General features: G+C 51.4%; 14 protein-coding genes and 1 tRNA gene. 8 read left to right on the top strand and 7 right to left on the bottom strand.

All coding sequences use genetic code 11. The features are described from left to right. Positions 1 to 185 precede the first annotated feature (185 nt). From HXY34_01000 to HXY34_00990, 3 genes are all read right to left on the bottom strand, one after another. A complete protein-coding gene (locus HXY34_01000) occupies positions 186 to 551 on the bottom strand; it encodes a hypothetical protein (GenBank protein NWF94699.1) in 366 nt (121 codons plus the stop codon). A gap of 2,034 nt (positions 552 to 2,585) precedes the next feature. Further along, a complete protein-coding gene (locus tag HXY34_00995) occupies positions 2,586 to 2,732 on the bottom strand; it encodes a hypothetical protein (protein NWF94698.1) in 147 nt (48 codons plus the stop codon). Between the two features lie 203 nt (positions 2,733 to 2,935). Next, positions 2,936 to 4,078 carry a 2-oxoacid:acceptor oxidoreductase subunit alpha gene (locus tag HXY34_00990; GenBank protein NWF94697.1) on the bottom strand — a complete coding sequence of 381 codons (1,143 nt, stop codon included), beginning with the start codon at positions 4,076 to 4,078 and terminating at the stop codon, positions 2,936 to 2,938. Positions 4,079 to 4,514: 436 nt separating this feature from the next. On the opposite strand from HXY34_00990, the gene HXY34_00985 reads away from it, so the two are divergent. From HXY34_00985 to truA, 4 genes are all read left to right on the top strand, one after another. After that, positions 4,515 to 4,623 (top strand) — tRNA-Gly (locus HXY34_00985). 231 nt (positions 4,624 to 4,854) lie between these two features. Next, positions 4,855 to 6,069 carry an ORC1-type DNA replication protein gene (locus HXY34_00980; protein NWF94696.1) on the top strand — a complete coding sequence of 405 codons (1,215 nt, stop codon included), beginning with the start codon at positions 4,855 to 4,857 and terminating at the stop codon, positions 6,067 to 6,069. Next, positions 6,069 to 6,353 (top strand): winged helix-turn-helix transcriptional regulator, encoded by a 285-nt coding sequence (locus HXY34_00975; protein ID NWF94695.1) that lies wholly within the window; start codon positions 6,069 to 6,071, stop codon positions 6,351 to 6,353. Before HXY34_00980 ends, HXY34_00975 begins: the two co-directional genes overlap by 1 nt. A gap of 15 nt (positions 6,354 to 6,368) precedes the next feature. Then, positions 6,369 to 7,196, top strand: coding sequence for a tRNA pseudouridine(38-40) synthase TruA (gene truA, locus HXY34_00970; GenBank protein NWF94694.1), 828 nt, complete (start codon positions 6,369 to 6,371; stop codon positions 7,194 to 7,196). Here the strand turns inward: truA and HXY34_00965 are convergent. Together HXY34_00965 and HXY34_00960 are read right to left on the bottom strand one after the other, a co-directional pair. Continuing rightward, positions 7,156 to 8,379 carry a replication factor C large subunit gene (locus HXY34_00965; protein NWF94693.1) on the bottom strand — a complete coding sequence of 408 codons (1,224 nt, stop codon included), beginning with the start codon at positions 8,377 to 8,379 and terminating at the stop codon, positions 7,156 to 7,158. The genes truA and HXY34_00965 overlap by 41 nt on opposite strands. Next, positions 8,376 to 9,329, bottom strand: a complete 954-nt coding sequence (locus tag HXY34_00960; GenBank protein ID NWF94692.1) for a replication factor C small subunit — start codon at positions 9,327 to 9,329, stop codon at positions 8,376 to 8,378. Before HXY34_00960 ends, HXY34_00965 begins: the two co-directional genes overlap by 4 nt. Positions 9,330 to 9,447: 118 nt before the next feature. Between HXY34_00960 and HXY34_00955 the strand changes: the two genes are divergently transcribed. From HXY34_00955 to HXY34_00940, 4 genes are all read left to right on the top strand, one after another. Continuing rightward, positions 9,448 to 9,672: a hypothetical protein gene (locus tag HXY34_00955; protein NWF94691.1), complete on the top strand. Its 225-nt coding sequence runs from the start codon at positions 9,448 to 9,450 to the stop codon at positions 9,670 to 9,672. Positions 9,673 to 9,684: 12 nt separating this feature from the next. Next, positions 9,685 to 10,023, top strand: a complete 339-nt coding sequence (locus HXY34_00950) for a hypothetical protein (protein NWF94690.1) — start codon at positions 9,685 to 9,687, stop codon at positions 10,021 to 10,023. Between the two features lie 283 nt (positions 10,024 to 10,306). Continuing rightward, entirely contained in the window at positions 10,307 to 17,338 is a 7,032-nt protein-coding gene (locus HXY34_00945; protein NWF94689.1) for a hypothetical protein, read from the top strand. Positions 17,339 to 17,383: 45 nt separating this feature from the next. After that, positions 17,384 to 19,609 carry a DEAD/DEAH box helicase gene (locus HXY34_00940; GenBank protein NWF94688.1) on the top strand — a complete coding sequence of 742 codons (2,226 nt, stop codon included), beginning with the start codon at positions 17,384 to 17,386 and terminating at the stop codon, positions 19,607 to 19,609. Here the strand turns inward: HXY34_00940 and HXY34_00935 are convergent. Continuing rightward, positions 19,606 to 20,658, bottom strand: coding sequence for a histone deacetylase (locus HXY34_00935; protein NWF94687.1), 1,053 nt, complete (start codon positions 20,656 to 20,658; stop codon positions 19,606 to 19,608). The two genes, HXY34_00940 and HXY34_00935, sit on opposite strands and share 4 nt — an antisense overlap. 263 nt (positions 20,659 to 20,921) lie before the next feature. Next, positions 20,922 to 21,503 carry an RNA 2',3'-cyclic phosphodiesterase gene (gene thpR / locus HXY34_00930; GenBank protein ID NWF94686.1) on the bottom strand — a complete coding sequence of 194 codons (582 nt, stop codon included), beginning with the start codon at positions 21,501 to 21,503 and terminating at the stop codon, positions 20,922 to 20,924. Positions 21,504 to 21,549: the final 46 nt, after the last annotated feature.

Genomic DNA, 21,549 nt, shown 5'->3' with positions numbered 1-21,549 from the left:
ACCACACCCAAAAGCAGTAGTGCATCGAGTTCCTAATTGTATTTCATACACTTCATGTCTGTTCGCCTAGGTGGTGTGTCCTCTGAGATGCACATGGAACGCCATACACCGGTCTGCGGTGGCTTACCGAGAATCGGAGGTGCCCGAAACTATTCGGGCTACCATGGAATACCTTCTCGAAGCCGTCAGAACAAACCGAAGTAGAACTTGCCCTGACTAAAGGTCTTCTTCTGGGAGGGTGTAGCCTTGACCAGACTAAGATGTATTCGCAGCCCTCCGACTGTACCTACCAATTCGTATGTGCCCTCTTCTGTCACCTTATATGCCACACCCTCTCCATAGACTCTAGCTTTGTCTCCGTCAGCAATAGGTTCTTCGTCAAGTATCACATCCACCGTTTCACGAGCAGAGAGTCGGCTGCTAAGAACATCTGGAAGTTCAATGGAGAAAACTGCTCCACCCTCCTTGCTGGTCGCCGTAAGAATCCTCAGTTTCTTAGTTTCAGTTTCGTCAATCGACTCAATTAAGGCGTCCTTCAGTCTGACAACCATTCTTGGACTCTCCATCAGTGGTCTTGGATGAACTGCTCCCTGTTCTTTTGAATTAAACTTGTCGAAAGATGTTGTGCCCTTTTTTAGGCATCATCAACACACCACGATGGTGGTTTCTTGAAACTGAGAGGACCCATTATCTCTGCTATCGCCGTTGTGTTGGTACTAGGTGCGATTGAACCTGTTGATGCGCTCTACCTCGAGTTCCGCTACTTCGAAACTGACAAGCTCTCATATCAAGTAGGAGAAACAATCAACATGGTTGCTTCGGTAATCGCCGACTTCAGCCCAGAAGGCTGGTGTTATGCATCGTTTGCAGCAGTCACTGATATGGGTCTTGTCTTCACTGACGGTTACTTCACATATTCCTCTCCAAGCCCTCAGCTCCTCACTTCGGAATACGTCATCTTACCCAACGAAACCGCTCCTGGTTCGCTTGGGACCACTGCGGACATAGTCTTCAACATCGAGGTCTTCGATCAATACTCCCAGGTTGACGGCAAGACCGTGGTTGTGCAAATCGCTCGTGGTCCCTTAGTAGTCCATTTCCTCAGCCCATTGGCATTTGAGGCAGGAAACACCTTTCCGATGGACTTCCTAGTCATCAGCCCACACAACTCCATAGTGGGTCTCTGGGGAAAGCAAGTCACAGTGGAAATCCACGACTCGAACGGTTCCCTCGTCTACTCAGGATTGCACGTCACCGATCCCTCGGCCAGAGTCTTCAGTATGCTCCCCTCTGAAAACTGGGCTTCAGGAACCTACAACCTCAGCATCAGCTATCTGGGGGACGAGGCCTTTCTCCCATTGCACGAGTCGCTTGAGCTACAGGTCGAGTCACCCGCTTCAATGTTGACCGTACATGCTGCCCAGAGTACTTGCATTGGAAAGTACCCCGACGGGTCTACTTGGGACTCTGTTGATGTCACAGTGAAACATGAGGACATACATGGCGTTGCAATTGATGGTAGTTCCGTCAAGTGGGCCGTAGGCCTTTCAGATGGCACGTTTGCCCCTGTTGGCAATGGCCTCTATAATGCTAGCATTCCATTCAATACAGAACCTGGGCTGTACACTGTAGTCATCACCGCCACGAATCCCCTGTACAGAGCTGCTTCGTGCACTCACAACGTATCCGTTGTTCCCCGTCCTCTTGCACTCACCTACAACCTGACTCCGAACCCCGTCGCAGGCTCAATATTGTCTGCCGTGATTCAGACTCGAGACTCGACAACTGGTCGCTCTGCCGGACTCCTGTCTTTGTCAGTCAGGTTAGTGATTGAGGGGGTGCCTGTTCTCCACGTAGCAGGTACTTCGAATGAATCGGGTATTTGTATTCTGGATCTTGACATCCCGTCTAGCGCGTTCGGAATCGGATACCTAGAGGTCATTGTGGAAGAGTCAACGTTCTTCTCTCCCCTCAACGAGTCGGTTCCAATGCACGTCCTGTTTAGTCCTACCGTCCAGACCAGCATTCCTGTAGTGTTTGTTTCCGGCCAGTACGCTCAACTCGTAGTGCGAGTCCTAGACCCATTCGGTAATCCCCTCATGGGTGCTCTGATTGAGGTATATGATTCTTCACTTGGGCTGCTCGACCGCAAAGTCAGCGACTTCAATGGCACCTCCCAGCTAGCCTGGGTGTTTCCAGCGGGAATGGAAGGCGGTTTCCGGAACATCACTGTTCATCTGCCTACAAACAGCACTCTGCACATCGTAGACACATCTAGTTTGCTGTTTCCCTTCCTGTATAGTCCCCTCTGGTTAGAGGTTCCAGACGGCTTATCGGGAGTACGGGGTAGCAACATCACATTCAGCCTTCTCTTGCACTCCAACCTGAGTTCTCGAGCCATTGCCGTCCAGATAACCAATACTCATGGTGATTTCAACATCCTCCGGTCTGTCAACACGAACCAGCTGACAACACTTTCCTTCGAACTATACTGTAACCTGACTCTCGGTTTCCAGCATTTGGTGTTCATCACGACTGAACACGGCTTCCTAATCATGCCTCCGAATGAGTGTCCTATTACTGTTCTAGGCGTTCTGAACCCTCAGGTCACTCTTCCTGAGCTGTACTACGGCGAGGAATCTACCCTCCAAGTCACGGTCTGGGACGACTGCGGCAAGTATGTTGACGAGTTTGAATTCTTCGTGCTCATCGACAATCACACGCTCCTTCATGGGACATCAAATCACTCTAGTTCATGTGCCGTGACAATGCTCTTGCCTCTGAAGATTCTCCCCGGCCTTCATGACGTGACCCTTCAGATCTCTTCCGGGACTTACCTGCCGTTCGCCCAAACACGCAGGGTTCTAGTATGGATGCGAACCTCCATAATGATTGTGGTCACTCAACACAGTCAGTCTTCCCAGAGCTCCAGTTATCAGCCACTCGCCCCTCCTGTCAACACCGCCACCAACTCGTCCGGTTCTATCATCAATCCACCACCCACCTTGTTCAACGGTACCACTTCGACCCTTCCGCGCACTGAGCGGATCACCTCTCCCGATAGTTGTCCAAGATTCAGCTCGGGTACCAGTATTCTGTTCACCGTTTCAGAGAACGCTCTGACTTCTGCCTCTGGGAATGGCCATACTGTCCTCAGTTTCATCGACCTAATTGAAACTGTACTTGGCTTGATAGTCATTACCTCATCGACTGTTCTGGATGTACATCCGAAGGAAATGATTCCCCAGTCCGCCGAGGGTGGTCCTTCAATCAGGTTGTCCACCAATAGCATACGGGCATCGTCCACTTTCTTCTTCAATCGTCGAACAAGCAAGTCATGAATTCTAGCTTCAGACGTCTTCCGAAACCCACGTTCGTCGTGCGTTGACCCGGTGACCATCAGGTTGTGACCATCGCCGAATCTAGGCATGATTGACCGTCCGTCGCAATCAGTCCCTCCTTGGTGGGGCTCACCCTTGCGTCCGAGCCTTCTTCTTACGTCGTAGGTCAACGAAGGATCTACAACCACCTTCTCCCTCGAGTGTGCGACCACCTCATCTGAAAGCAGAATCACAGGATGCCTGAGGGCTTCCGAGATTGAGAATGCTTTCACTGTCAGCTCAAACGTTTCTTGAGCAGAGCTTGGAGCAAGCACAACGCTCTCATGGTCCCCGTGCGTTCCCCATCGCGATTGCATGAGGTCTCCCTGTGCGCTCTTCGTCGCTTGGCCCGTACTGGGTCCCACCCGTTGTACATTGACAATCACGCAGGGTGTTTCAGTCATAATGGCGTATCCTATGTTCTCCTGCATGAGACTGAACCCTGGTCCTGAAGTGGCCGTCATTGACATCATGCCACCCCAGGATGCGCCGATGACGGCAGATATTGCTCCTATCTCATCTTCCATCTGCAGGTATACACCATGCAGTCTTGGAAGCTCCGAGGCCATGAATTCCGCGATTTCCGAGGCGGGAGTGATAGGGTATCCTGCGAAAAATCTGCATCCTGCAGCTAGGGCCCCCTCAGCGCATGCTTGGTTGCCCTGCCAAAACCTTGTGACTCCACCGTTTGACGGCATGTCAATGACTCTCACTAGTCTGTCGAATCGTCTTGAAGATAAGTATTGATATTTGGCGACGTGAATGTCATGTTAAGGATGGCCGAAGAGGCGAAGCGGGTCCACCGTCCGTCAGGAACACATGATAAGACTAGCACCCTACGCCCTGCGGGGGGCCTTAGTATCTGTGAGCACTTGACAGCGCTGAGGTCGGTTGAATACACAACACGTTTGGGAAGAAGAGTCCGATGGAACCGTCGTTCAGAATACGCAGATAGCGTCTGAAGAGGTTCTGCAAGAGGTGGTCAGACAACGCAGAGATTAGCAGGACACAGTTGTGGACAGAGTGATTTGTCAGCTGCTACCATCTCACGAGTCGTTCATCAAAGGCTTGAGTTGAAACTGACGCGATGCAGGCCGATAGTCTTTTATCGAAATGCACAGGACTGCCAACGAAGCGAGCGTGGTCTAGTATGGTCTAGGACGGAAGCCCCCCAAGCTTCCAACCCGAGATGGCTCGTTACTGCAGAACGGGCACAGGAATTCAAATCCCGGCGCTCGCACCATTCAAGACTGTCACTGCCGCTCCCAGTCACACTTAAGGGGTACCTCCCACCATATGTAACTGGCGAGCAGTGATTTTCATGACCCCAATGAGTCCGTGTGACAATGATATGGATCTTGAGTACAGAGCTCGCCACAAAATACTTTCGGTCATCTCTGCTGTAAGAGTGCGTTTAATCGTACAACTCCAACAATCCTTTTAAGGTGTGGCTTCAGTCTAGTCTTCGTCAGATATGTCAAGGGATTACGTTGAAGACGAATTGATCAAGCGCAGCGTCTTCAAGTCAGAGTACTTCCTCTCAATTGACTACGTTCCCGAAGACCTTCCACATAGAGAGAACGAGTTGAAGGCGCTAGCGCAGAGTTTCAAGACAATGATATCCTCCCCAGGACGCACAAGCCATCGCTATATCATAGAAGGCCCTGTGGGAAGTGGGAAGACTGCAGTCACAAAGAGATTCTCAGAGCAGTTGGTCAAGGCTGCCAAGAGGCGCGAGATTCGGCTCAGTAAGATTCACATCAATTGCAGAGTGAACAAGAGTGCATACCTGATCTATCTCAAGATACTCAAGGAATTCCGACCGAAGTTTCCGAAGCGTGGGCACTCCCCTGAAGAGATACTGCAGATGGTCGTGGAGGCTCTTGACTCGGAGGACAGCTACCTACTCCTCATACTAGACGAACTCGACTACTTCATCCGACAGAAGGGTCCAGAAATCCTCTATGACCTCACTAGACTCATGGACGACCGCTTGAATGCACCTCAGCGTATTTCGCTAATCGGAGTGGGACGGAGCATAGCCCTTGATGAATCGACCTTCGATGTCAGCACACTCAGTACACTTCAACGGAACGTGCTTCGGTTTCAACCATACACCTCTGAGCAGCTATTCGATATCCTCAGTGCGAGGGTCAAAGCTGCCTTTCGTGAGGGTACCGTGATGACCGAAACAATACGTCTCATCTCTGACATCGCTTCCATGCAAGGCGATGCAAGGTATGCAATCGAGCTACTCTGGCGGGCGGGAAAACAGGCGGACCATGAAGGCTCTGGTCTAGTAATACCCGACTATGCTCGTCAAGCGAAAGCGGACACACATCCCGAGCTCCGTAAGGAGGTCTTCGCTGCGCTTCCTCTCCAATCGAAACTACTCCTTCTATCAGCGGCTAGACTACTGAATGACACTCGAAGTGCGTACGTCACAATGGGTGAACTTGAAGAGATGTACCACCTTGTCTGTGAGGAATACTCGGAAGAACCCAGATCACACACACAGATCTGGGAATGGATTCAGGACTTGAATGCACAGGAGCTAATCGACACAAAGCGGTCAAGCACTGGCCAAAGAGGACAGACAACCCTGATTGGTCTTTCTGATGTTCCTGCGGAACTTCTAGAGGACTTCCTAGTTGGTTTCATTGAGCAGAAGAAGGCTGATGACTCATGATGACTACCGATGCCAAGACCCGCATAACCATTGATGAGGTATTCTCATCCAGAGGCCGAATCAAGATTGTTCGTGAGCTTGCTGTTTCAAATGAACTGAACATCTCCGAACTCTGCAGACGCGTAGGGCTCAATCATAGTACAACAAAGAGTCATCTCGACGTGCTGATAGAGTCCGGCTTGGTTGAGGAGAAGTCCTTCGGTAGAATTCGAATCTACAGGTATCGCCTTGAAGACCTCAGAGCCCGTGCGCTCAAGAACCTTTTGGAGTTGTGGGGTCGATAGGAGGATTTGACCGGCTTGGTTTCATATGCGGCACGGCTTTGCTATCTGGGTGACAATTATCATGGCTCACAGGCCCAACCGGGACAAAGGACGGTCCAGGGCGAGCTGATTGAGGCGATTAGTCGGTGGAGTGGAGAGCCCCACTCTACCAAGACTGTCCAGTTCTCAGGGCGCACTGACCGTGGTGTCCACAGTATGGGTCAGATTGTGAAAATCACAACAGACGCGAACTTTGACATCGACCGTATCAACAGGTATCTCCCAGACGACATATCCCTGTGGGAGTACTTGAGGGTTCCCGACCAGTTCAACCCACGTCTTGATGTAATCATGCGCCATTACAGGTACATATTGGGTGACATCCAAGACAGAGTTGATCTGTACGCATTGAGAGAAGGTTCAGTCCTTCTATCTGGGACTCATGACTTCAGGTTGCTTGCCAAACCCGATGGTGAGAGGAACTCGCAGACGACTCTCATCAATATCGCGGTGATCCAAACTCCTCCACTCGTCGCACTAGACATCTTCGGTACCAGTTTTCTGTGGAAACTCGTACGGAAACTGGTGACAGTCTTACTGAGATACAGCCACCAGGAAATCAGCCGCCAGAGTATTGTCGCTCTCTTGGAGAGTCAGCAGAGTCTGCCCGGAGGGATTCATCCAGCGCCTCCTGAGTCACTCGTCCTTGTTGAGACCGTGGTGCCCTTTAGGCTCGTAAGAAGCAAGTATGCTACCCGCAGGATTCGCAAGACCATCGTGGCCCGACTTCGAACCATAGGCCGGCAAAGCGCAACCCTAGAGGCTATCGACGAACTCCTCTCTCTTCCAACGCCTTTTCGCTGATATCAAGCCAGTCTGCAAATAACGTCTTTTGCTCTGGATCATGGTAGAGAATATCACGAACCGTCTGAAGATACTCGTGAACAGCCCTTCTTTCTGAAATGTTTGCTAGCGCTGAGATTCTGGAAGTAGTCTCCATTTGCTTCTCCCTCGACTTGTTTCCCTGCCAGACCATAAGCGGCCAAGACGGTTCCGTGTACTCCATATGTCTGAACGGAGTCTTAGTGCGGCTAGCTACAATCCCCGCGGACATGAAATCGAAGGCGTAAGTAAGTAGCTTCCAGTTCTGCGTTCTTGTTATCCTCCCCAATAACACATCCGCCATTGAGAGTGCCTCAAGACCCGCCTCAAGCTCATCTGCTTCAACCAGATGTAGATGGACATTCTCTTCAAGCCACAGAATCAACTGGTCCTGATCCAAATCTGTTTCAGAAACAAGAAGACTCGCTGTAGACGCGCTAGAGGCCATGAAGAGTCTTGCCAGCGATTCTCCGATTCTTCTCTGAACATCTCGGCTGGGCAACCCCCTAGCATCAGTCGAATACTGTCCGGACTCGGCCGCCTCTAGGTCCGAGATGGCCGCTCTTGCATCTCCATGAGACTGCCTTGCTATGCTCTGAATGATACTCTCTTCGGTGCCAAGCCCCTCCGAATCAACTATGGCACGCACAATCTCCTCGATCTCATCAGTGGTCAACGGATTAAAGCGAAGCACCTCGCATGACTTCCTGAGGTCCTTGACCCGAGGACTCTCCTCATCGTTGGCTGTCATTACAATCGGATGAGCCGTCTGCTCTATCAGGCTGATTATGGCTGCAGTCCCGCCCCTATCGCTGGTTCCTGAGAGTCCATCTATCTCGTCCAGTAGAATCAGCCTTCTCCTACCGTCTATGGTTTCTTGGGTTGCGGCTCTCCACACCAGCGTTTCAATCGCATCCTTATTGCGTCTATCGCTCGCATTGAACTCCACCAACTCGAGGTTATGCTCAGCCGCCATCACTGACACCGCAGATGTCTTTCCTACTCCGGGTGGTCCAAGTAGTAGAAGTGCCCTGAATTCTGGCACGCCAGACTGCCATGATTTGATCCATTCGTTGAGTTGATCTAGCGACTCGCGGTTTCCAACCATCTCCTTGAGCCGCCTTGGACGATACTTCTCTACCCAAATCAGTCCGTTCCTGTTCATCGGACGCTCGACTCCGAGTGAATGTGTGCCAAGAGCGCGGACAGCTGAAGCTCTCCATCTGCTCCTTCGGCGATTCGGAACTCTACCTCTGCTGTCATCTCCAGCATCTCTACTATCCCGAGGTCTGTGTAACCCATATTTCCTATTTCTCTGTGTATTTGTCTTACCAGATCCAATGGGGCAATTCCCTCCCTGTTGATGAGACGTTTCAGGTCTGAGTATCCTTCCTCGTACTTTCCGTCACGGCACTTTTCGAGCATCATTCTCACTACACTCGGGTTGGCACGACCAGAGATACTGTAGACGACATCCTCAGTGACTTGCTGTCCCGCTGAAGATGCTGCTTGGAGCAGGTTGATTGCGGCCCTCATATCGCCCTCCGATAGATACAGTATTGCTTTGATGCCGTCCGATGTGATTCTGACCTTCTCCTTACGCGAGATATATGCTAGTCTATCAGATATGGCATCATCTCCCAACCGCGAGAACCTGAAGATGGCACATCTTGATTGTATTGGTGGTATGATTCTGCTTGAGTAATTGCATATGAGTATCATGCGACAGGATGAGGAGTATGCTTCCATTGTCCTACGAAGAGCATGCTGCGCATCGTTTGTGAGGTGATCCGCCTCATCAAGCACCAGTATCCTAAACGGCGCGCCTTCAGCAGGGAGGGATCTTGCGAAGTTCTTGACTTGGTTTCTCACAACATCTATGCCACGTTCGTCACTGGCATTGAGTTCCATGAAGTTTTGTCCGAACGATTGCCCGAAGAGGTCGCGTGCCAGCGCAATGGCTGCGGTGGTCTTGCTCGTTCCTGGGGGGCCGCTAAAAAGGCAGTGTGGAACTGTTCTCCGCTCTACAAATCTTGTTAGGCTCTCGACTATTGCCGCCTGGCCGATTATCTCTCCAAGAGTTGGCGGCCTGTATTTCTCAGTCCAGAGATCCATATCCATCATTCATCCCTCTATCTTTCTGTTGCTATGTTGCACGCCGCGCTATATGGACGCCTATGGGCTGAAGTATGACCATTTAAGTACGATGAGTCGCTACTGCGTGATGACTGCTATGAGAGTTCTCAGCGAAGCTGCCGAAGTCATTGAGCGACACACAATGCGCTTCCTATGCGCAGAGCGGACCTGTACATTCAAGGAGTCCGTACCGGGACTTAGGGTTTGTGGCAAGAGCATAGGTCCGTTCCAGTCCAAAACTGAGGCCAAACTGCCTAATTGGGTGATTGAGGTGTTGATTCGGCATGGAATGGCCGAAGTTGTGCCCGCGGAAGCGATTTAATCAATCCGGCGGGTGCAGAATCTATCAAACACCGAAGAGAGTGCATCCGAGCTGCTCACGTTTCCGCCCTTCCTCTACTCAGCCCTGCGCGAGAGAATCAAGCGGTTTCGAAACGATAAGACTTCCCTTGACCCCGAAACATACTACGACGAGATTCAGAGAACACAGCGTATCTTCTCCTCCTTGGTTGAGAGTCGCATTGCGAAGCTGATTCGCGTAGTCACTTCCAGCAAAGTGCAAGAGATGCGAAAGCGTATGACGAGTGAGGAGCTCTGGTTGTGTGAGGAACTTGCAACCCTTCTCACCGAATGGCAAACGAACGTGGGCGGCAGTAACAGCCACAGCGAATGATTGACTGCCCGGATTCTGTGCTGACCAGAGTAGGATTCTACACAGAACAGCCATGGAACAATAGTGTCTTCTGGCATCCAGCGTTTCCGTAGTACTACCTTAAATAGCTAAGATTCGGAAGAGATTGATGAAGTCCGCCAACGCATGTGTTGGCCCTAGGATAATCTGTCTAGAGGCGCCTTTGAATAGGCAAAGGCTTCTATGCCGGCTATACCTCTCTCACAACACACGGCACAGGACATCCAGTCGCGGTCTTCCATACTGTTTCGAGGCAGCAGCTTTGATGGATGAACAGGACAACAGCATACAGGAGCGAATCGAGGCATTCCTGAAGGGATACAGGGATGAACAGGGCAACAGCACCTATCGGTCTCGCATTCGTAGCATGTCATTGTATCAAGAAACATCACTGGTGGTCGATTTTCAAGACTTGATTGGATTCGACAACGCCTTTGTTGTTGATGCCAAACAAGACCCTGACGCCTTCCTCGATGCTGGACACAGAGCACTTGTATCCGTACTGAATGTCGAGGATCCAGACTATGTTGCCCGCGTAGGTCGAGATATCCTACGGCTAAGGCTAGTCAACTACCCTGACCATGTGCCACTGAGAGCTCTCAGGTCCAAGCACATTGGTCGCCTCATTCACATCAGCGGAATAATGATGCGTGCTAGTGAAGTGAAACCCCTCCTGGTGGAGGCTCAGTTCTTCTGCAAGAAACACAGGGGTCTCTTTCCAGTGACTCAGGAGGACGGGAGATACACTGAACCACACGAGTGTCCCACCTGCATGGAGAAGACGCCCGTCAAGCTAGTTCCAGAGGCATCAACTTTCGTTGACTGGCAGAAGGTTCGCATACAGGAGTCGCCAGAGGAGTTGCCTCCCGGACAGATGCCGCGCTCAGTTGATGTGATTCTCAAAGGTGATATTGTAGACATATCCCGGCCCGGCGATCTCGTCAAGATCACAGGTATTCTACGTACTACCCCTGACTTCTCACGAAAAGGGGGAAGACTGGCCACGTTCAACGTGTTCATAGAGGCGAACGGAGTTGAGATTACTGAGAAGGAGTATGAGGAAATAGACCTGACACCGGAGGATATGAAACGAATCGAAGAGATGTCACGGGATCCGTATGTGCATGAGCGCATATGCGCTTCGATTGCGCCTGCAATCCAAGGCCATGAAGCACTGAAAGAGTCGATAGCACTCCTTCTATTCGGAGGTGTTTCAAAGGTCCTTCCTGATGGTACCAGACTTAGAGGACGCTCCAATATCCTGATGGTAGGCGACCCCGGAACCGGAAAGAGTGTTTCCGGCAATGAGTATGTCTTCATCAGAGAAACAGCATTCTCGGGTGGCAGCTGGAATGTACGAAGGATTGGTGAGGTCATTGATGATCTGTTGAGCAGGTATTCTTGCATGGTCATCTCTGAGAATGGCACAGAGGTGCTGCGACTACCAGAAGGCGTCGCTATTCATACCTTGTCCATTAGTCCTGCGAGCCTCAAGACCAGGATATCCCGCATAGTGGAAGTCAGCCGACATAAGGCAGACAGACTGGTTAGAATCCACACTGCAACAGGACGCACCGTGAGTATGACTCCCGACCACTCAGTGTCCACATTGAGAAACGGCTGCCTGCAGGTTCTCACTGCCCAAGGTCTCGAGATTGGCACCTATGTGCCCATTGCACGGTCAATCGAGCTCCCTGACGAAGGCTTCACCGGCCTGAACATGGAACAGACGCTGGCGTGCAACGGTCTTTCAGTCCTTGGTGTCGAATCCGGGCAAATGTCCCGTATCCAGCACTCCTCGTTGTTAGTCAGTTGCCCTGTCGCAACCACATGTGTTGTTCCGACGTCGGTGCAAGGCTGCACAACCGTTCCACTTGTCCTCCCAAATCCCTCATGGGCTGGACCGGGGTGTGACCGTGCTTGGCCCCCCCGAATCGTACCTCTTGATGATAGACTCGGAAGAGTCGTTGGTTTCTATTTGTCAGAAGGTCATGTCGATAATAGTACGGTATGTTTCCGCAACCTTGGCGCTGAAGCGAAGCGTCAACTGGATTCAGACCTGAGAAGCATATTCGGATTGGTTTCGGTTTCTCTGGAGGGCAATCACATACATGAGCCGACGATTGGTCAATGGTTCTTGACGCTGTTTGGAACTGGAGTTGAGAAGAAACTACCTGGATTCCTATTGGCTGCACCAAGAGCGTTCAGGCGTTCCATTTTATCAACCTTCTTCATTGAGAGTGGCTGGATAGAAGACGATGCAAGCATCTGTGCAGCAACAGAGAACAGGGACCTTGCATACCAATTGTCAGACCTGCTATCCACCTTCGGAGTCTTCGCATCTGTCAGTACGACGCCACTGAAACCGGGGTCTCACAGGAGTAGGAAACGCCACACAATCGTCATTGCAGGAGAGGAAGTGCTTCGCTTCCAGAATGAAATCGGACTCGTTTCATCCTCCATACGAGAGCATCTTGAGAGCGCGAGCGCACACTCGGTCTCGCAGAGGGAACAGCTGAGGGACATTGTCCCGAACTTTGGTGACCTGTGCACTCAAGCAACCAATGACTTGCTTGTCGGAGGACATAGCGACGGGCCATCAATGAATCTTCTTGAAGAAGTCCGGGAATTGACGCGCAAACAGAGCATCGGTCGGAAACACCTGCAGAGTCTCGTTGAGCGAATTGTACAACTGGGCCGGGATAACTCTCACTCCTTCGCACTGGCCTCGCTCAAAACCTTGGCGACATCTGACGTGTTTTGGGATAGGGTGACTGAGATTGAGCACGTTGACCATGTTTCAACTGTCTATGACATTGGTACCGAGGATGGGCACTTCTTGCTTGCAAATGGCAATCTGATTCTCCACAATAGTCAGCTGCTAAAGTTCGTGACTGGTCTGGCCTCAAGAGCACTGTATACTTCGGGCAAAGGAACCACCGCTGCGGGTCTTACTGCAGCCGTTGTACACGACACCGAAACTGGTGCGATGACCCTTGAGGCAGGTGCTCTGGTACTCGCAGACCAAGGCATTGCTTGTCTGCATCCAAGCACGAAGGTCATCTTTGACAATCGTATTGTTTCTGTAGACAGTCTCTTCGACGAAACGCTGAAGAAGAGTGCCATCAGTGGTGGTGAGATTGTCGAGATTTGTCCCATCAAAGGGCATGTCAAGGCGTTCGACATTGATCGTCTTGAATCGATTGACGACGAGTGCACCCTGATACGACGCAAGTGGTATTCTGGGCCTCTAATCCGAGCCAAGCTGTCCTCTGGCTTTGAGATTAGGTTGACTCCTGACCACAAGGTGGTGGATGGAAACACACTACAGTGGAAGGACATCAGCTCCTGTGAAACTGGTGAATTGATTCTCTCTCCTCTGAAGCTGAGCGACACGTCGAGTTGCATTTATGTCTTTGACATTGTACCCGATGATTGGATTGTTGTACTTAACAAGGAAGACAAGGACATTCTGAAGGAGCGAGTCCTTCGGGTCTTCAAGACACTAGACGAGTTCAACCGACGCTTTGGAGTAGACAAACAGATTCTGTCGGGTATGCAACACTTCAGAGTGGGCAAGCTGAAGGAAGTACTAAGACAACTTGGACTGATGTCAGAATGGAGAGAGAAATCTCTAGGCTACGGCCGCACCAGCAAGAGTGTTGAGTTCTTGAAGACAAATCAAGTCACTCCTGAACTCGCCTACCTGATTGGGTTTGTCCACGGGGAAGGAATCTATAATGCACGGGAACATAGGTCCCTCTTCTGTGAGCCCCAATACTTTACGAGTGACGACACGATTGAGAACTTGAAGAACGCACTGCGTTCAGTTTCTTACCTTGATTACGACGAGTTCTGTCGGATAGTGTCATCGGAGAACGATGCGCAGGTCGTCATCGCGGAAAGGACCACATCTCACCGAGACTCGAGCCTCTTGGCCTATCTCATAGACTATTTCCTTGCTGATGACCTAATGAACACACTACTGCTTCCTCAAGAGTGCATCAAGGCATTTGTCGCGGGAGCACTCGACTCGCGTGGGCGTGTGTCCGTGAAGAGTCGAACAAGAGGCGGCAGGGAATTCAAGACCGTGCTCATTGACTTTCTGTTCTCCAACGACAAGCAACGAAGTCTGGCATTCATTCTGATTCTGCGCAGGCTGGACGTTTATGCGCAGTTCAGGGAACGAGAGAGTGCTGACATCATCAGGATAAACGGGCGAACAGATGTGCAGCTTCTCTGTGCCTCAACCAGGGACTATAGCGTCAAGGTTCGAAAGGCGTCAGTCCCCCATGACTTTCACAGCGCTTCGTCCTCTGGCGAGAAGCTTCCTCGTCTGAAGGTTGCCCAGATTGGCAGTCTGCTTGATTCAATATGCACGTCAGAGTTTCTTCACAGAGGCATCCGCAATGCCCCTCATGTGTACAGGACTCTAGAGCATCGCCCCTCAAGACGACAACTGTCCCATGTGGCAGAATTGATGGGTGATAGACTACCACCTACTATTGCTAACGAGATCTGTAGACTGTTGAAGCGCGACTACTTCTTAGACCTGGTGATTTCCATTGAGGAGGAGCATTACGACGGATGGGTCTATGACCTGCGTGTCAAGTGTCACCACAATTTCCTTGCTGACGGCATAGTAGTGCACAACTGTATTGACGAGTTTGACAAGATGGATCCCGATGACCGTACTGCCATCCATGAGGCCATGGAGCAGCACAGTTTTCATCCATCCACAGAGATACTGTTCTCTAACGGAGTCCGGTCCCCCATCGGTCCCTTTGTAGACAGGCTGTTTGCAGAGCATCCTGAACGAGTAGTACAGGGCATCAACTGCGAGATACTTGATACTGCATCAATGGGTATTGGCATCTACACCACGGACTTTAATGAAGTCCGTGAAACAACCTTGGACAGAATCAGCCGGCACCTAGCGCCAGACCATTTCATCAGAATAACCTTCGACAACGGCCGAGATGTGATGGTCACACCAAATCATCCCCTCTTCGTCTTTAGGGATGGCGCGATGACAACACTACCTGCGGACCGCATCAAGGTTGGTCAGTTCGTACCCGCTCCTCTAAAGATGCCCTGTGGTCACAACCCGGGGGCACAGCTGATCTTGACCCCTGCATCTCGCCATTTCTCAGAAGAAACACGTTTGCCATCGAGGCTCACCAGCGAAGTAGCCCGTCTACTTGGGTATCTTGTTACAGAGAGCTGTGTCTACCAAGAGGATTCTGCAGAGATTGTCTTCTCGACGACTTCGGAGTTCATTCGGAGTGACATAAGACATCTCATGAGTAGTTTGTTTGGGCTCGAAGGATTCGACCATATGCAGAACGATACGGCATTCCATTTCGTTTCATCCGCCCTGATGGAGTTCTTGCAAGAGAACTTTCCTGAGATTACGAGTGTCGCAAGCAGCCGGCGCATACCGCCCCAGTTGTTTGTCTCTGGTGAGAATGCCGCAAGAGTCTTCTTGCAGTCCGCCTTTCTCATCGATGGCAGTAGAGAATCGGAGGGATTGTGCTATCGTACTGAATCATGGGGTCTTGCGCAGGACTATCAAGACCTGCTCCTCTGCATCGGGGTACAGAGTCATATCGTGCGTAGCACTAACAATGACCTATTCAGAGTTCACATTTGCCATGATAGTCTTCCAGTCTTCAAAGAACTCGTTGTAGACCCACTGAATTCACATGCCAACGAGACCAATCTGGCTCTGAGTCACTCGATTGAATTGGTACACAGTGACGACCCATTTCCGCCAGACTTCGTTCCAATGATTGGCGACCTCTATAGGAGAGTCGGACTCTCACGGGTCTGGTCTAGTCTGGCGACCACAAACGGAGGGTTGGCAGCAGCTGCAGCGAAGGCGGAGAGTCTTGGACATACGGAGGGTGGTGCTCATATGTTTCTGTGCGGTCACACAACTCCCGAGGTCGGTTCGACACTTAATGAGACCTCAAGGAGTGACCCCAGTGCCGTCTTCAGGGAGCGACAAGACTCCTGTGTCAAACCTTGTTTACCCAAGAATGAACGGTATGGAGTCACAAGAGCTCTGCTGAGAGAGCATCTTGAGAGAATCAAGGCTGCCCTCCTGAAAGCAAGTGAAACGCTGTCGAGGAGACCAGAGTCACCTAGGGAGATGAGAGCGATTCTTGGCTGGTCTCAAGAAACGGCAGCCAAGACTACAGGATGGCGAAAATCGTTCATCAGCAGTCTGGATCGCGGTGGTCTGGACTCTGACACAGTTCACAGGGCAGTTGAGGACTTGCGGATTTCCATCCAGAATGAGATTGATCAGATATCAGTCCGGATCATGGCAATGGAGTCGCTCCTAGACGGTAACCTTCGATGGCTGCGCGTCGAGAAAACTGAAACAGTGGAGAACAAGGGCCCATTTGCCACCGAGTATGTGTACGATGTAACGGTGGAACCCGAGCACACTTTTGTCAGTCAAGGGACTACTCTTCACAATACGGTAAGCATAGCCAAGGCAGGGATTGTAGCCACCCTCAACGCCCGCACCTCAATTATCGCTGCCTCCAATCCAACACTTGGCAGATATGAGCCGTCGCTGTCTGTACAAGACAACATAAAGCTCCCATTCACCATTCTTTCCCGATTTGACCTCATTTGGGTGCTTGTCGACACGGTTGAGGCAACGAAAGACAGAGAGCTTGCTCGCTTCATTCTTGGGATGCATCAGAGGAAAGTTCCCGAGGCAAAGAAGACCCCACCAATCGACCCCCAGTTTCTTAAGAAGTATATCAGCTATGCAAACCGCCAAGTGGTCCCACAGTTGACTCCTGAGGCCGCAGAGGTGATTGAGAACTTCTATGTCGACCTTCGCAAGACTGCTGAGGGTGGTGCTGCCCCTGTTCCGATAACTGCGCGCCAACTCGAAGCGTTGGTGCGCTTGGCGGAAGCACGTGCCAGGATGGCTCTGCGCGACAAGGTGACAAGAGAAGACGCTCAGGCCGCCGTCCGGCTCATGGAAGAGTCACTCCGAATGGTTGCTTTGGACCGCGTGACCGGAAAAATCGACATCGACCGGCTGGTTTCCAAGATGAGTGCCTCACAGCGGAGTTCATCGGACATCATCATAAAGGCAATGAAGGACTTGGAGGCAGAAGGTTCTTCGGTGGTTAGCGAGGACGCTCTCTTCCAGAGAGTTGCGAGTATGGGGCTTCCTCGCGAAAGGGCCGAAGAGGTAGTCCGGAAGCTGGTTGCTGAAGGCATTCTTTTCAACCCACGTGAGGGGAAGCTGAAGCGAGCTCAGAGCTAGGCGGTCCCTTTGAGATCTATTGATTCTCCTGAAGAGGGTTGAACAATGCGACTCCGGGATATTCCAATCAACCGTCGGGTAACTGAATTGGTTGAGAGTCTGGGAATCTCAGACCTCTTTCCACCTCAAGAAGAGGCCTTCCGAACGAGTGTGCTTTCTGGTCGAAATCTGGTCATGGCGGCAACGACAGGTTCTGGCAAGACACTGGTATCTGAAATGAGTGTACTCAATGCGATTCTCAACACGGGTGGCAAGGCATTGTACCTCGTTCCCCTCAAGTCATTGGCGCGCGAGAAACACATGGATTTCAGGAAGTACGAGTCTTTGGGAATCAGGACCGCAATGTCGGTTGGTGACTACGACTCCCCGGGCACAAGACTCAAGGACGCGGATGTTATCATTCTCACGACCGAACGAGCAGATTCGCTGATTCGTCACGATGTTGAATGGCTGAAAGACGTCGTGATCGTAGTTGTTGACGAGATTCACTTAGTCAACGATACAAGCCGAGGTCCAACACTTGAGATGGTGATTGCGAAACTGAGGATGAAACTGAAGAAGATTCAGATAATAGCGCTCAGTGCAACCATCTCTAATGCCCATGACATAGCAGCATGGCTCGACTCTGAACTGGTAAAGAGTGACTGGAGACCTATTCCACTGAAGGAGGGTGTCCTTCTGGACGGGGAGATTCGATTCTCCGATGGAAGTGTTCGCGTTCTTCGGCAGTCAGGCAAGGACGATGTAGAGAATCTCATTGTTGACATGCTCCGCGAGAACGGTCAAGCACTTGTCTTCGCATCAAATCGCCGCTCAACAGTCTCGATTGCCAAAAGGCTTGCATCAGTTGTCCGGGGTCACCTGAGCGCCGAGTCCGCGCTTGAGCTGCTACATGCTTCAAAGAAACTTGAGCAAGGTCCGGCGGCACCTGAGATGACCGAAGTGCTAATCTCCGTTCTGAGGAACGGTGTGGCTTTCCACCATGCTGGGCTAACGAACGAAGAACGTGAAACCGTAGAGGACTGTTTCAGACGTGGCCTTCTGAAGGTCATTGTGGCAACACCCACTCTTGCGGCGGGAATCAACCTTCCGGCAAGACGTTCGATTGTACGCGACTATATGAGATATGAAGAGGGACTGGGCAACCGCCCAATACCAGTTCTTGAATACAAGCAGATGGCAGGACGAGCAGGGCGTCCCGGATATGACTCGTATGGTGAGGCAGTACTGATCGCCCGATCCTACGAAGAACACGACCATCTCATGGATCACTATGTACGCGCGAGTTCGGAAGAAATCGAGTCTCGACTTGCATCACAGTCCGCTCTAAGCACGCATCTCCTAGCTGCAATCGCCTCTGACCTGACACATGACCGCACTGGCATCGACAACCTGATTCGCGGCACCTTTCTGTACACCAAGTCAACACCGGTTTCGATTGGTCGTCACGTTTCCAAGTCTATCGAGTACCTAGTCCGTTCTGGACTGGTCCAGCGAACTGATGAAGGGTTACTGGTGGCAACACCACTTGGGAAGCGTTGCTCACAGCTTTACATATCGCCCGAGACCGCCCTTCTCTTTGCTGAAGCTCTTCCTAATGCTGAGGGTTTCACTGTCTTGAGCATTCTGCAAATGATATGTCATACTCCAGACCAGCCTTTGGCATACTTGGGTCGTGGTGAGCTTACAGAGTATGAGGAGTTTGTGGAGGCGAATCTCGATAGTTTCGCTTTTGAGCCCCCCGATGCCTCCGAGTTTCCCGAGGAGTATTCCAGATATCTGTCGGAACTAAAGACTGCACGTCTGCTCATGGATTGGATATCCGAGATGTCTGACAGAAACCTTACTGACAACTACAACGTGGGCATGGGTGATGTCCATCGACTTGCCCAGTCTGCAGAGTGGCTTGCTTACTCTGCCGAGGAAATAGCCCGGCTCATGGGAGTCTCTGTCATTCTTCCACTTCTGCATGAGACCAAAGTACGACTGAGGTATGGAGTGCGTCCAGACATCCTCGAATTGGTCGGTCTACGCGGCATTGGCAGGGTTCGTGGCAGAATGCTCTACCGCAGCGGTTTCAAGACGCTCTCTAATCTCTACTCCGCGTCACTCGAGAATCTGGCACGAGTACCATCGATTGGTTCTGCTGTGGCCGAGTCAATCAAGAGACAGCTGGGTCTTGAGGTGGACTCCAATTCAAGTACTCCGGATACGGAGTCCTCCGCGGAGTCCTTCCAGACAGTCCTAGACGACTTTGGCGATACCAGCTAGAGGAGCAGTCCGTGATGTAGGTCCTCTACTCTATCGATTAGCCCCTTCGTGTATTCGAAACAGGCGGGGTTCTCTTTGTAGTGGTCATCGTACGCGGTTATTGGTAGCCCTGCGAGTCCCTCCAATAGATTCACAGACCCGGCAGACACCACATCAAGATTGTAACCGCCTTCCAAGAAGCAGGCAATCCTTCGGTTCGAGTACTCCTCTGCATAGCGGAGCAACCGCCCATTAAGTGATGCAATCCCTGACAGAGTCATTCCCAGATTGGTTAGCGGATCAGAATGGTGACAGTCGTAGCCAACGGAAACCAGAATGAATTCGGGTCTGTATGCTGCAGCCAGCGGTTCCACAATCCTTGAAAACGCTAGCAGATACGAGTCATCTCCTGCGCCAGGGCACATGGGGAGGTTGACATTATAGCCGCGTCCCTCTCCTGTTCCAATCTCATCCGCAAACCCGGTTCCGGGAAAGAGCCAACGGCCGTCTTGGTGAAAACCGACGTAGAGCACCTTGTCTGTGGAGTAGAACGAGTTCTGTGTGCCATTCCCATGGTGCCCATCATAGTCGACTATCATGACTCTCTGGATCCCGTGTCTTTGCAGCAAGTACTGAGCTGCTATAGCGATGTTGTTGAAAAAGCAGAATCCAAAGGCCCTCCCTTCCTCTGCATGGTGCCCTGGAGGTCTGCACATTATGTACGCGTTGTCGGTTTCCCCTGCGAGTATTTTGTCAATTGCAGTGGTTCCTCCCGCTGCGGCCATGACTGCCGCATCAAATGTGTATGCATTCGTCCCGGTGTCCGGGGTAAACAGTGCTCCTCCCCGCATTGAGCTCTGCCTTACCGCTTCCACGTATTCTCTGCTATGAATGGCATAGACCCGCTCGAGCGGAATCTGGCCCGGAGTAACCATTTGTACTCCTCTCTCCAGTAATCGTGAATCCCTGATTGCTTTCAATGCCTTCTCGAGCCGTTCCGGGCGCTCAGGATGCCCCGGGTTTATTAGGTGTTTTTCATATAGCTCATGATACACCAACATCGCCGTCATGGAACTCTACTCTCGCTGTCTGCTGTGTCCTCCCAAGGACATAAATCCCAGTGTCAGTCATTGGAACATGTGGTCTCATGAGCACTCGCCGCACTGAAGCAATCTTTATCTTGATTACCATTGCGCCACTTCCCATGTGACGGGTCGGTTGTCTAGCTTTCTGTGGACGTTCCGCCCACGGTCTAGATTGGTATGATACTTGCTTGGGGTGCAAGAGATCGGGCGTTCAAATCGCCCCCGACCCACCATTCTAGCATGTCCTGCTAAGGACTACCTCGGACTTCCCACAGGGTTTCGTATTGTGGTCCACTCGGTGTGAGCGTACTCTTAGTCATCCTGAAGGCCGTGACAGGCATAGTGCCGACAACCTCCCCTGACAGGTCTCTCAGGCTGGCCTCAAAGCTCACTCTATCGGTGATTGACTTGACGCGCGCAATCGTTGCATGCGCAGCGAACTTCCTTTCAGGGCCGAGTCCGAATTCCGCGAGCCTGTTATCAATATCCTGTTTAATGGCTTCCAGACGGTCCATGTTGCTCCGCACTCCAATCCAGACCACATTGGGTCTCTTGACGCTTGGAAAGGCTCCCACTCCGGCAATGTCAATATTGAAAGGGCTGAATCTGACTTTCGAGAGTTCCTCGTGCATTCTCTGTGCGACCGCCTCCGATATGTCCCCAAGAAACCTGAGCGTAAAGTGGATGTTGTCATGCTCAACTAGCTTCAGACGAGCCGCCCCTGTATCCAGTTTCCTCTGTAGGTACTCGATTCTTGCAAGAAGCGCTTCGTTCTCGATATCAACACTGAGAAAGGCACGAATCACTGTCGGCACCGAAACAGAGGACACCCAGAGCCCTCTTGAATATTGTTCATATCTCAGGGAACAGTGTTCC

The organism is Candidatus Thorarchaeota archaeon (genome assembly GCA_013388835.1).
GTDB lineage: Archaea > Asgardarchaeota > Thorarchaeia > Thorarchaeales > Thorarchaeaceae > JACAEL01.
Note: the sequence above shows the minus strand (reverse complement) of the source record. Positions and strands in the feature narration are given on the sequence as shown.

Coding starts and splice junctions, on each gene's coding strand:
- HXY34_01000 (NWF94699.1), bottom strand. CDS start 551: ATGGTTGTCAGACTGAAGGACGCCTTAATTGAGTCGATTGACGAAACT.
- HXY34_00995 (NWF94698.1), bottom strand. CDS start 2,732: ATGAAGGAGCGTGTGATTGTCGATGAGCACGAAGAATTCAAACTCGTC.
- HXY34_00990 (NWF94697.1), bottom strand. CDS start 4,078: ATGCCGTCAAACGGTGGAGTCACAAGGTTTTGGCAGGGCAACCAAGCA.
- HXY34_00980 (NWF94696.1), top strand. CDS start 4,855: ATGTCAAGGGATTACGTTGAAGACGAATTGATCAAGCGCAGCGTCTTC.
- HXY34_00975 (NWF94695.1), top strand. CDS start 6,069: ATGACTACCGATGCCAAGACCCGCATAACCATTGATGAGGTATTCTCA.
- HXY34_00965 (NWF94693.1), bottom strand. CDS start 8,379: ATGAACAGGAACGGACTGATTTGGGTAGAGAAGTATCGTCCAAGGCGG.
- HXY34_00960 (NWF94692.1), bottom strand. CDS start 9,329: ATGGATCTCTGGACTGAGAAATACAGGCCGCCAACTCTTGGAGAGATA.
- HXY34_00955 (NWF94691.1), top strand. CDS start 9,448: ATGAGAGTTCTCAGCGAAGCTGCCGAAGTCATTGAGCGACACACAATG.
- HXY34_00945 (NWF94689.1), top strand. CDS start 10,307: ATGGATGAACAGGACAACAGCATACAGGAGCGAATCGAGGCATTCCTG.
- HXY34_00940 (NWF94688.1), top strand. CDS start 17,384: ATGCGACTCCGGGATATTCCAATCAACCGTCGGGTAACTGAATTGGTT.
- HXY34_00935 (NWF94687.1), bottom strand. CDS start 20,658: ATGACGGCGATGTTGGTGTATCATGAGCTATATGAAAAACACCTAATA.